Annotated in this window: 10 protein-coding genes and 2 tRNA genes; 1 reads left to right on the forward strand and 11 read right to left on the reverse strand. The window is 54.4% G+C overall.

The annotated features are described in order from the left end of the window. Window positions 1–15: 15 nt before the first annotated feature. The 11 genes from infB to rlmE all read right to left on the reverse strand — a co-directional run bounded on the left by infB (window position 16) and on the right by rlmE (window position 11,834). Window positions 16–2,613: a translation initiation factor IF-2 gene (gene infB, locus QT230_RS11150; RefSeq protein ID WP_308321847.1), complete on the reverse strand. Its 2,598-nt coding sequence runs from the start codon at window positions 2,611–2,613 to the stop codon at window positions 16–18. A 27-nt stretch (window positions 2,614–2,640) separates the two neighbouring features. Further along, window positions 2,641–4,155 (reverse strand): transcription termination factor NusA, encoded by a 1,515-nt coding sequence (gene nusA / locus QT230_RS11155; RefSeq protein WP_308321848.1) that lies wholly within the window; start codon window positions 4,153–4,155, stop codon window positions 2,641–2,643. 72 nt (window positions 4,156–4,227) lie between these two features. Then, complete coding sequence (gene rimP / locus QT230_RS11160) at window positions 4,228–4,689, reverse strand: ribosome maturation factor RimP (protein WP_308321849.1); 462 nt, start codon at window positions 4,687–4,689, stop codon at window positions 4,228–4,230. Between the two features lie 244 nt (window positions 4,690–4,933). Further along, window positions 4,934–5,010 (reverse strand) — tRNA-Met (locus tag QT230_RS11165). 149 nt (window positions 5,011–5,159) lie between these two features. Continuing rightward, a tRNA-Leu gene (locus QT230_RS11170) sits at window positions 5,160–5,246 on the reverse strand. A gap of 94 nt (window positions 5,247–5,340) precedes the next feature. Continuing rightward, complete coding sequence (secG, locus tag QT230_RS11175; protein WP_308321851.1) at window positions 5,341–5,700, reverse strand: preprotein translocase subunit SecG; 360 nt, start codon at window positions 5,698–5,700, stop codon at window positions 5,341–5,343. Between the two features lie 4 nt (window positions 5,701–5,704). Continuing rightward, window positions 5,705–6,454, reverse strand: coding sequence for a triose-phosphate isomerase (tpiA, locus tag QT230_RS11180; protein ID WP_308321852.1), 750 nt, complete (start codon window positions 6,452–6,454; stop codon window positions 5,705–5,707). 108 nt (window positions 6,455–6,562) lie between these two features. Beyond that, complete coding sequence (glmM, locus tag QT230_RS11185) at window positions 6,563–7,912, reverse strand: phosphoglucosamine mutase (protein WP_308321853.1); 1,350 nt, start codon at window positions 7,910–7,912, stop codon at window positions 6,563–6,565. Beyond that, window positions 7,909–8,823, reverse strand: coding sequence for a dihydropteroate synthase (gene folP / locus QT230_RS11190; protein WP_308321855.1), 915 nt, complete (start codon window positions 8,821–8,823; stop codon window positions 7,909–7,911). Before folP ends, glmM begins: the two co-directional genes overlap by 4 nt. Window positions 8,824–8,936: 113 nt before the next feature. Next, a complete protein-coding gene (gene ftsH / locus QT230_RS11195) occupies window positions 8,937–10,949 on the reverse strand; it encodes an ATP-dependent zinc metalloprotease FtsH (protein ID WP_308321857.1) in 2,013 nt (670 codons plus the stop codon). A gap of 237 nt (window positions 10,950–11,186) precedes the next feature. Further along, the gene (gene rlmE, locus QT230_RS11200; RefSeq protein WP_308321858.1) at window positions 11,187–11,834 is read right to left on the reverse strand and encodes a 23S rRNA (uridine(2552)-2'-O)-methyltransferase RlmE; all 648 of its coding nucleotides are present in this window, start codon (window positions 11,832–11,834) and stop codon (window positions 11,187–11,189) included. A 114-nt stretch (window positions 11,835–11,948) separates the two neighbouring features. Here rlmE and yhbY point away from each other — a divergent pair, with 114 nt between their 5' ends. Beyond that, a complete protein-coding gene (gene yhbY / locus QT230_RS11205; protein ID WP_008958789.1) occupies window positions 11,949–12,275 on the forward strand; it encodes a ribosome assembly RNA-binding protein YhbY in 327 nt (108 codons plus the stop codon). The last annotated feature ends 64 nt before the right edge of the window (window positions 12,276–12,339 follow it).

Consider the following 12,339-nt stretch of genomic DNA (forward strand, 5'->3'; position numbering starts at 1 on the left):
TAGCTCCTCGCAGCCTTACAGGCTACGCTCGACCTTCACTTGGTCGAAGACTTCGATCTTATCGCCGACTTGGACATCGTTGTAGTTCTTCACGCCGATGCCACACTCCATGCCGTTGCGCACTTCCTGTACATCGTCTTTGAAGCGGCGCAGCGATTCGAGCTCGCCTTCGTAAATCACCACGTCATCACGCAATACGCGGATCTTCTTATTACGATGCACGTTGCCTTCGATGACCATACAACCGGCGATGGCACCAATCTTCGGCGCACGGAATACATCGCGCACTTCAGCAATACCGACGATCTCTTCTTTCCACTCAGGGGCGAGCATACCGCTCATCGCCTGCTTGACCTCGTCGATCAAGTGGTAGATGACGCTGTAGTAGCGTAGATCCAGGCCTTCGCGCTCAACAATCTCACGGGCAGCGGCGTCAGCACGGACGTTAAAGCCAACCACGATGGCTTCTGAAGCAAGCGCCAAGTTGGCATCGGTACCGGTGATACCACCCACGCCAGAGGAGACCACAGCCACTTCGACTTCATCCGTGGAGAGCTCTTCCAGGGCGCCTTTGATCGCTTCCAGCGAGCCTTGCACGTCGGCTTTGAGGACGATATTGACCTTGGCCACTTCGTCTTGACCCATCTGGCTGAACATGTTCTCCAGTTTGGCCTTCTGCTGACGTGCCAAGCGCACTTCACGGTATTTGCCTTGACGGAAGTTAGCCACTTCGCGGGCTTTCTTCTCGTCGGCCACAACCATAAAGTCATCACCGGCATCCGGCGTACCGCCCAAGCCTTGAATCTCGACCGGCATCGCCGGGCCGACCTCATCCACTTGCTGAGCAAGTTCGTTGGTCAGCGCACGCACGCGACCGTAGTGCAGGCCCGCAAGAACGATATCGCCTTTCTTCAGCGTGCCGTTCTGAACCAATACGGTAGCAACGGGACCACGACCTTTATCAAGACGCGATTCAACCACCACGCCTTTACCTGGCGCTTCCGGTACGGCCTTAAGCTCAAGCACTTCAGAGACCAGCTGGATCGCTTCCAACAGCTCTTCAATACCTTCCCCGGTATGCGCTGAGACGTGAACAAACTGAGTGTCACCGCCCCACTCTTCCGAGATAACGCCGTGCTGCGAAAGCTCATTTTTGATACGGTCAAGATCAATACCATCTTTATCGATTTTATTGATCGCCACGACCATGGGGACTTCGGCAGCTTTAGAGTGTTCAATCGCCTCAACGGTCTGCGGCATTACGCCATCATCCGCTGCGACCACCAGAATCACCACGTCCGTCGCCTTGGCACCACGGGCACGCATAGCGGTAAACGCCGCATGGCCGGGGGTATCCAGGAAGGTAACGCCACCGTGGTTATCTTCCACGTGGTAGGCACCGATATGCTGAGTAATACCACCGGCTTCACCGGTCGCCACTTTCGCTTTACGGATGTAATCAAGCAGCGATGTTTTACCGTGGTCAACGTGACCCATAACGGTAACAACGGGCGAGCGGGTGATCTCTTCGCCTTCGTAGGAGATGCCTTCAAGCATTTCCGTTTCCAGCGCGTCATCTTTCACCAGCTTCGCGGTATGGCCCATCTCTTCCACCACGATCGCAGCCGTATCCTGATCGATGGTCTGGTTGATGGTCACCGCTGCGCCCATGTTAAACATGGCCTTGATCACTTCGTTGGCTTTGATCGACATTTTGTCGGCCAATTCCGCCACGCTGATAGATTCAGGGATCGATACTTCACGCACGATTGGCTGAGTCGGCTTCTGGAAAGCGTGCTTGCCATTGCCGGTCTGGTTGCCACCACGGCGACCACCGCGACGCTGCTCGGCACGTTTTACCTTCTTACCGCCGCCACCGCGCTTACGCTCTTCACGATCACCGCGATCGTCATCGTCACGACGGCCCTTGGCCTTCGCCGCAGCAGCCTTCTTGGGCGGCGCGGTACGACGGTCAGTACGGCCCTCTTTCGGCGGCGCTGGCGGCATATCTTCACCGGACGGCGTGTCGTCGATTTCAAGATTAGGCACTTGCACATCAGGCTTAGCAGGCGCTTTGGCGGCTTTTGGCGCTGATGCAGCCTCTTTCTTACTACGCGCCGCGCTTTCAGCTTCTTTATTGCTACGCGCGGTCGCTTCAGCTACCTGAGCAGCACGGGCTTTCTGAGCAGCGGCTTTTTCCTCTGCTTCACGCGCATCCGTTACTTTACGCTCGGCTTCGGCTTCTGCCATATCGCCCACAAGCTGGCGCGGGCCGGTGTAGCTAGGTTCTGGCGCTTTCGGCTTCTCATCTTCAGCGCTTTTTACGTAGGTTTTCTTCTTACGTACCTGCACTTCGATGGTTTTACCGCGCTCGCCAGTATTGATACGGCTACGGGTTTTACGCGTCAGCGTGATGCGGTTTTTGCCCGTATCGCCAGCGTCGCTGCCGCCGTGACTTTTCTTCAGGAAACTTAGCAGCTTCTGCTTATCTTCTTCAGACACAGCATCGCCTTCAGAGGCGTGCTTTAAACCCGCTTCTTTCATTTGCTCTAGTAGGCGAGGCACATCACGGCCCACCTTTACTGCGAAATCTTTAACTGTCATATCTGACATATTGACCCTCCTCAGCCCGTGACCTGTTTACTGTGTGTTCGAATCCGATACGTCTTCGTCTTCAAACCAGGGCGCACGGGCAGTCATGATCAGTGCCGCTGCGCGCGCTTCGTCCAACTCCTCGATATCGACCAGATCGTCGACTGACTGCTCGGCGAGATCTTCCATAGTGACAATGCCGCGGCTGGCCAGAATGAAGGCCAGGTGGCGCTCCATGCCATCCATCTCCAACAGATCAACTGCTGGTTGGGCGCCGTCCAGCGCTTCTTCCGAGGCAATGGCCATCGTCAGCAGCTCGTCTTTCGCTCGTGCACGTAGCTCTTCTACCAAGTCCTCATCGAACTCTTCGATTTCTAGCATTTCTTCCAGCGGCACGTAGGCGACTTCTTCCAGGGTTGTAAACCCCTCTTCCACTAACAGGCGGGCTACATCTTCATCCACTTCAAGGTGCTGGACAAAAGAGTCAACCAGGCTATCAATTTCTTGATCGCGCTTAGACTCAGCTTCCTCTTCGGTCATGACATTAATACGCCAGCCGGTAAGTTCTGAGGCCAAACGCACGTTCTGACCGCTACGTCCAATGGCCTGAGCTAGATTGTCTTGTGCCACAGCGACATCCATCGCATGGGCATCTTCGTCAACTAGAATAGACCCAACGCCGGCGGGCGCCATGGCGTTGATGACCAACTGGGCAGGATTGTCGTCCCAAAGCACAATATCAACCCGTTCGTTTTGCAGCTCAGAAGAGACCGCTTGAACGCGCGAACCGCGCATGCCCACGCACGCACCGACAGGGTCGATACGGCGGTCATTGGTTTTGACGGCAATTTTGGCGCGCGAACCGGGGTCACGCGCCGCGCCTTTAATCTCAATCAACTGCTCGGCTATCTCGGGCACTTCAATTTTGAACAGCTCGATTATCAGCTCGGGACACGTCCGCGATAGCTGAAGCTGTGCACCGCGTGCATCTGGATCCACCTTGACCAACAGCGCGCGTACCCTTTCGTTCATGCGGTAACGCTCGCCATGAATCATTTCATTGCGGGGCAAAAACGCTTCAGCATTTTCACCCAAATCAATGATCAGGCCATCGCGAGTGGTCTTCTTGACAATCCCAGCCACCAGTTCGCCTTCGCGGTCGGCATATTGGCGCACCACTTCAGCTCGCTCGGCTTCACGGACTTTCTGCACGATGACCTGTTTAGCGGTTTGCGCAGCAATACGGCCAAATGATGCATTTTCGATGCTTTTTTCGACCACATCGCCTAGCTTCAACGGCGGATCGCGCTGCTCGGCGATAGTCTCTTTGATCTCGTAATCTGGCGTTTCAAATTCGTCGTCTTCTACGACAGTCCAGAAACGGAAGGTTTCGTAATCGCCGGTGCGACGGTCAATATGCACGCGAACATTGGCTTCTTCTTTTTCAAAACGCTTGCGTGACGCGCTCGCAAGAGCGGCTTCAACCGCTTCGAAGATGACATCACGTGGGACGCCCTTCTCATTGGAGATCGCGTCAACGACCATTAAAATTTCTTTACTCATGCGTATGCCTCGCCAGAAAACCTATCCTTATGTACATCACCCCGGCAGCCTGCCGGCAGCGCCGCCACTCGGTCAATTATCGAACTGCGGTACAATGTGAGCAGAATCAATACTCTCAATCGGAAAGCAGTACTCTTCGCCATCCAACTGCAACAGCACTTCATCTCCCTCAACACCCACAAGCAGCCCTTGATACTTGCGCCGCCCGTCAAAGGCAGTACGCAGTTTGAGCGCGACGTGATGACCTTGAAAGCGGGTAAACTGATCCAGGGAATACAAGGGACGTGCCATGCCTGGTGAGGAGACTTCCAACCGGTACTCACCGGCAATCGGGTCTTCTACATCCATTACAGCACTGACTTGGCGGCTTATATCTGCGCAGTCTTCGACGCTGACACCACTTTCGCGCTCGATATAAATCACCAGCCGCGAATTTTTGCCCTGGGAAAGATGGTCGATGCCCCACAGTTCAAAGCCCATGGCGGCTACGACAGGTTCAATCAGCGCGTGAAGCGCAGCGTGTTTAGTGGCCACAGACAAAGCTCCTACAGCCGTTGCATCAGGCACCTGGCCAGGAGTTATTAGAAAAGCTAGGTGGCTGATTGGCGTTACTCGGAAATGTGCCTCCGGTTATCCGGATGACATCCGCTATTTAAATACTCGCGTTAGCCAAAAAAGGCGTTACCGCAATGTGCTGACTAACCAAAAGCTGCTAACAAAAAGCCCCTTCACTGGAAGGGGCTTTTTAAAAGAAACCTTAAGTACCATTTCTACGTAATGGTAGCGGGGACCGGATTTGAACCGATGACCTTCGGGTTATGAGCCCGACGAGCTACCAGACTGCTCCACCCCGCATCAATCTAGGTCGAAGATAATAGACACTTATGCTGCTTACGTCAAGAACTACTTGCTCTACTTACGTAAACTGTCTTTATCGACTCAGGTATCAAACCTAGCTTTCATTACGAAAAAACTCTGAGACGTTGACAAGCCAACAAAACAGATGGTGCCGAAGGCGGGACTTGAACCCGCACGACCATACGGTCACTACCCCCTCAAGATAGCGTGTCTACCAATTCCACCACTTCGGCATCAGGGGAGACTAAAAAATCACAGCTACTAACTCGTTAACAACTAACTCAGTCACTACTACTCATTAACTGACTACCACTCATTAACTGCTTGTTAGTCGCTGCTTTCCTCTAGCACTGGCGCGGTATTATCCACATCCGCAGGCCTATCGTCAAGCGTCGGGACGCTTTGCTGTTGCTCGATCAAGCGCGAGTCGGGAATACCAGCTTCCGGTGCTTGGCCGGCCTGGGTCGCAAAGTAGGCCAACGCCATTGAAGTGGCGAAAAAGCACGCCGCCAAAATAGCCGTAGTGCGTGACAAAAAGTTGCCGCTGCCTCGTGAACCGAACACTGTCTGGGACGCACCGCCCCCAAAGGCAGCACCGGCTTCGGCGCCTTTACCCTGCTGAAGCAGAATGAGTACCACCAGGGCGATCGCAATCACCACATGGATCATAAGAATTGCAACTTGCATGGCGTTATCCTGCTGACTGACAAATGGCGTAAAAATCATCGATCTTAAGTGAGGCTCCGCCCACTAGACCGCCGTCGATATCCGGCTGAGCAAGCAGCTCAGCCGCATTGCTTGCATTCATGCTGCCGCCGTAGAGCAATCGCAACTGCTCTGCTAGCACCGCATCGAAACCCGCTTGGTAGGCACGAATGCCTGCCATCACGTCCTGGGCTTGTTCAGGCGTCGCCGTGCGACCCGTGCCAATAGCCCAAACAGGCTCGTAGGCAATAACTACCTGCTTGCGCTGCTCTGGCTCTAGGCGAGACATCACATATCCAACTTGGCGAAGCACCACTTCCATGGTGCGACCCGCATCGCGCTCTTCTAAAGATTCACCCACACAGAGGATAGGCATGATATCCACGCTCAATGCAGCCAGCAGGCGCGCAAAGATCTGTTCATCACTCTCTTTATAGAGCTGACGCCGCTCTGAGTGACCCACTAACACATGGGAAACAGTAAACTCTTTAAGCATGCGGCCACTGACTTCACCGGTATGCGCCCCAGAGTGAATGGGGTTCAGCGTTTGCGCGCCCAACGACAGCCCCGCACCTTCAAACGCATGGCGCGCCGCATCTAAATAGGGGAACGGCGGAATAATAACGATATCCACGTTCGCTGGCGATACGGCAGCAGAGAAAGCCTGACCGAACTCATTGATCAGCGCCACGGAACCATTCATTTTCCAGTTGCCGGCGATTAAGGGGGTACGCATCGACTCTCCTCACTCAAGGTGGAGCGAAATGGTATAGGAGCGGCCTTGTCAAGACAACCGCTGTTACAAGCATAGGCTTGGTTTGTCGCGCAAGATTATTGGCCAAGCCTAACCAAGCAGAGCCTGTACCTGGCCAGCCAAGGTACGTGCCAATTGATCTACATCCAAATGAGCGCGGCCTTCCACCATCACACGAATCAGCGGCTCGGTGCCGGAGGGTCGTAACAGCACTCTCCCCTCATCGCCTAACTCATGCTCTAGTGCAGCCACTGCTTGCTGGAGCGGTGCCGACTCCATTACTTCCTTAGCGCTGGCATTGGCAGGCAATCGTACATTAATGAGTGCCTGGGGCACTTTTTCCAGCTCTTTAAGCAGCGTCGGCAAACTCTTCTGCTCGCGCATCATTAGCGCCAACACCTGTAACGCCGAGACTATACCATCGCCAGTGGTCTGCACATGACCGCATACAATATGCCCTGACGATTCGCCACCTAGCTCCCAACTGTTGGCAGCCATGCGCTCCATCACAAAGCGGTCACCTACTTTGGCGCGCTCAAAGGGAATACCCAGCTTATCAAGCGCCATCGACAAACCAAAATTAGACATCAACGTACCAACAACGCCACCGCCAAGCAGCCCCCGCTCGTGGCGATCGCGGGCAATCAGATAGAGAATATCGTCACCGTCGACTTCACGCCCGTCGCCGTCTACCAGCAACACTCGGTCGCCATCGCCATCAAAGGCGATTCCCAAATCAGCATTTTGCTGAATCACCGCGGCACGCAGTGCGGCTGGGTGCGTCGAGCCCACCTGCTGATTAATGTTTAGCCCATCGGGAGAGGCGCCAATCGTGGTGACGTCAGCCCCCAGCTCGCGAAAAACGTTCGGTGCAATATGGTACGTAGCGCCATGGGCACAATCCAAGACGATTTTAAGGCCGTGCAGGCTAAGCCGATCAGGCAGCGTCGACTTACAAAATTCGATATAACGGCCTGCGGCGTCGTCAATACGAGTTGCTTTACCTAACTGAGCGGCTTCAGCGGTGGTCAGCGGGGCTTCAAGCATCGCCTCGATACGGTCTTCCGTTTCATCGGGCAGCTTTTTACCCTCAGCAGAGAAAAACTTGATGCCGTTGTCGTCAAACGGATTATGCGACGCCGAAATAACAATGCCCGCATCGGCGCGAAACGTACGCGTTAGGTAAGCAATGCCTGGCGTCGGCATTGGCCCCAATAGCGACACATCGACGCCTGCTGCCGAAAGCCCAGCCTCTAAGGCGGATTCAAACATATAGCCGGAGATACGCGTATCTTTACCGATCAGCACCCGCGTTCGGCCTTTATCACGGCGCAGCACTTGCCCTGCCGCCCAGCCTAATTTGAGCATAAAATCGGCGGTAATAGGCGACTTTCCCACCGTACCACGGATACCATCCGTACCAAAATAGCGCCTTGTCATACATCTGACTCCTTATTAAGCGGCGGCTCGCAGCCTTCTTGTAGTACCGCCCACGCCATATTGACTGCATCGACCGTTGCAGCAACATCATGCACGCGCAGAATATTTGCCCCACGCTCTACCGCCATAGCAGCAAGCGCCAAACCTCCGGAGAGACGCTCCTCCACCGGGCGACCTAGCACCTTACCAATCATGCTCTTGCGTGACATCCCTACCAGCAATGGAAGCTCCAGTGACTGTAACGCCTCCATGTATTTTAATAAGCGTAGATTGTGTTCAACGGTTTTGCCGAAGCCAAAGCCAGGGTCGATCAATAGTCGGTTACGACGAAGCCCAGCCGCTTCACACTCGCTAACTCGGCGCGCTAAATAGTCCGCCACCTCTTCCTCAATCGGGCGCTCATACGCAGGCGACTGCTGCATATCCTGCGGCTCGCCCTGGCGATGCATCAAGCAGACGGGCAGACCACTGCCGACCGCCGCCAGCAAGGCTCCTTCGCGTTCTAATGCGCGCACATCGTTAATCATTCCAGCCCCTAGCCCTCCCGCTTCACGCATCACGGTCGGGCAACTGGTATCCACCGAGACCAGCGCATCCAACTCGCGCACCAAGGTTTCTACTACGGGAGCGACACGGTCCAGTTCTTCCTGCGGGCTAACCGGCAACGCGCCAGGGCGAGTAGACTCTCCGCCCACATCAATCATCGCGGCCCCTTCAGCCAACATACGCTCGGCATGGCGTAAGGCGTCATCCAACGCCACGTGCTGCCCACCATCGGAAAAAGAGTCCGGGGTCACGTTGAGTATACCCATCACGCGCGGAAACGACAGATCAAGAAGATGGCGCCCACAGCGCAGCTGAAAAGCGTCTTCAGAGGTTCGCGTAGAGGAGGTGTTCAGAAGTGATTTCATGCTGCAGCCTGATCAAGAAAAGAAACATCACAGAGATTTGCGCACAGCATATCAAAAAAGGCGCCCCGTGACGGGGCGCCTTCAACTGATACGCAGTGATAACTATCTAGTCATCAGGGCCCAGCAGGACCGCCAAGAGGATCAGAGGGGCGCCGGCGTGGCTCGTCGTCGTCCTCTTCGCTATCGCCTCCAGAAGAATCATTTTCTGAAGTGTTAGGAGTATCGTCTTCAGCTTTCGCCTGCGGCTTGTCATCGTTGACAGGCGTGCCGCCTCCCGATGAATCACCGTCGTCCCAACCTTCAGGCGGGCGCGGGGTACGACCTTCCATGATGTCCTTTAACTGAGCAGCATCAATGGTCTCGTACTTCATCAAGGCCTCAGCCATGGCGTCCAGCTTATCGCGATTATCGGTCAGGATCTGACGCGCCTGCTCATAACAATCGTCGATGATCTTACGCACTTCTTTATCGAGGCGCGTGGTGGTATCACCCGACTTCATCTTACTGCCGCCCTGCCCCGGACCGCCGAGAAACTGATGCGACTCGTCTTCGTCATACATGATCGGGCCCATTTCGTCCGACAAGCCCCATTTGGCGACCATGTTGTGAGCCAATTCGGTGGCACGCTTAATGTCGTTGGAAGCGCCCGTCGTCACACCGTTCGGGCCGAGCGTCATCTCTTCGGCAATACGACCACCAAACAGTGAGCAGATTTGACCCAGAATTTGCTGGCGCGACAGGCTGTAGCGATCCTCTTCCGGCAAGAACATGGTGACACCCAGGGCACGGCCTCGTGGAATAATCGTCACCTTGTAAACTGGATCATGCGAAGGCACCACCAGACCAATAATTGCGTGACCCGATTCGTGATAAGCCGTATTGAGCTTCTCTTTGTCGGTCATCACCATTGATTTGCGCTCTGCGCCCATCATGATTTTGTCTTTAGCAAGCTCGAGCTCTTCCATCGCCACTAGGCGCTTGTTACGACGTGCAGCAAACAATGCCGCCTCATTGACCAAGTTGGCTAAATCCGCCCCGGAGAAGCCTGGTGTACCGCGTGCGATGAGCTGTGGCTTCACATCATCCGCCAGCGGAACCTTCCGCAAGTGAACACCCAGAATGTGCTCGCGGCCACGAATATCTGGCAGACCAACCGTCACCTGACGATCAAAACGGCCAGGGCGCATTAACGCAGGATCAAGTACGTCAGGACGGTTGGTCGCGGCGATAACGATAATCCCTTCGTTGGCTTCAAAACCATCCATCTCGACCAAGAGCTGGTTGAGCGTCTGTTCGCGCTCATCGTTACCGCCCCCCATTCCGGCGCCACGCGAGCGGCCAACGGCGTCAATTTCATCGATGAAGATGATGCAGGGCGCCTGCTTCTTGGCCTGTTCGAACATATCACGCACGCGTGATGCGCCAACACCCACAAACATCTCGACAAAGTCAGAACCAGAGATCGAGAAAAACGGCACTTTGGCTTCGCCAGCGATGGATTTTGCTAGCAGTGTTTTACCGGTACCGGGAGGGCCTACCATCAATACGCCACGGGGAATCGTGCCACCCAGACGCTGAAATTTGGTTGGGTCGCGAAGAAAGTCGACTAGCTCTTCAACTTCTTCCTTGGCTTCATCACAGCCTGCCACGTCGGCAAACGTCGTTTTGATCTGATCTTGAGAGAGCAGCTTCGCCTTCGATTTACCAAAGCTCATCGGGCCGCCTTTACCACCACCGGCTCCGCCCTGCATTTGGCGCATAAAGAACATGAAGATGCCCAAAATCAGCAGAATCGGGAAGCTGGCAATTAGCAGACGCGTCCAGATACTTTGCTGCTCTGGCGCCTTACCCACCACCGTCACGTCATTGCTCAGCAGATCGTCCATCAGTTTAGGATCTTCCGCCGAGGGGCGAATCGTCTGAAACTGAGAGCCGTCCGTACGCTCACCGTTGATGGTGTAACCATCAATAGTGACGCTACGTACCTGCTGATTTTGCACCTGCTGCACAAACTGAGAGTAGTTGGTGCTTTGCGGTGCGCTTTCCGTACTGAAATTATTGAACACTGTCAGTAGGACGGCCGCGATGACCAGCCACAGAATCAGGTTCTTCGCCATATCGTTCAAGGGGCTACCCTCATTACAAGAATCCGTCAGTTAAATCCTAATGCTAAGACATTACATCAGCATCAAGCGTTCAACCATTGCCAAAGCGTCTTATGCCTCGGGCCATCTGCGTCACGCGCACTTATAGTGACTAATGTGACACACGTTGCGCATGCCTGTCTGGCAATTGCGCTGATAAATCTTGGCTATGAACCACGCGGTCGATATTCAACCACACCCACATTTTGTCATGGATAGCTATCCACGAAACCCCTCTGCCAGAAAATAGACTTCACGGGAGCGCGCCCTGGACGCGTCTGGCTTGCGGATAACTACTTTACCAAAGTTGCCGCGCAACTCTTTCAAATAGCTGTCAAACCCTTCACCTTGAAATACTTTAGCTAAAAATCGGCCACCAGGGGACAACGTTTCGCGCGCAAGCTCTAACGCTAGCTCAACTAAATACATCGCCTGAGGCTGATCAATTGCCGCCATACCACTCATATTGGGGGCCATATCCGACATCACAAGGTCTACGCGCCGATTATCAAGACGTTTTAGTATCGCCTCCAGCACCGCATCCTCGGTAAAATCCCCTTGGATAAAGTCCACGCCCGCCAGTGCATCCATCTCCAGTATATCAGAGGCAATGACGACACCTTCAGGCCCTACCTTCTCTGCGGCAATCTGACTCCACCCTCCCGGTGCGGCACCCAGATCTATCACCGTCATACCGGGGCGCAGCAGCTTATCCTTCTCATCCAACTCAAGCAGCTTATAGCTAGCCCGTGAGCGGTAGCCATCTTGCCAGCTCTGCTTTACATACTGGTCGTCGAAGTGCTCCTTCTTCCAGTTGTTGCTGGTTTTGCTGACAGAATGTTTACGACTTGGGGGCTTTTGCTGCATGTGGGAATCTAACACTGGAATATGAGATGGGCGCATTCACGCGATCGCTTTCACTCGGTGACGTTTCACCGTAAGATGGAGCGTTAAGCGCTAACCGGGATACCGCAAGATACCATGAGCTTGTCACAGGCACAAAAGAAAGCATTTCGTAGCATTGGCCACCATCTTAACCCAGTGGTCACCGTTTCTGAGAACGGCGTCTCCGAAAATTTGCTCGCAGAACTCAACCGCGCACTCACCGATCACGAACTGATCAAAGTGAAACTCGCAATCCCTGAACGTGATGATCGGGCAGCCATGATCGCCGAACTGATCGCCAACAGTCGTGCAGACCTGGTGCAAACCATTGGCAAAATGGCGCTGCTCTACCGCAGAAATCCGCAAGTGAATCCAAAGCTTTCTAATGTTACTCGCTTTGAGAACCACCACGGTCGGCACTGACCGTTAGATTGAACTCGTTCAAAAAACGAATACGGCTGCACTAAAACGCCCCTTCAACCGACCT

Source organism: Halomonas sp. SpR8, assembly GCF_031010195.1.
Lineage (GTDB): Bacteria > Pseudomonadota > Gammaproteobacteria > Pseudomonadales > Halomonadaceae > Vreelandella.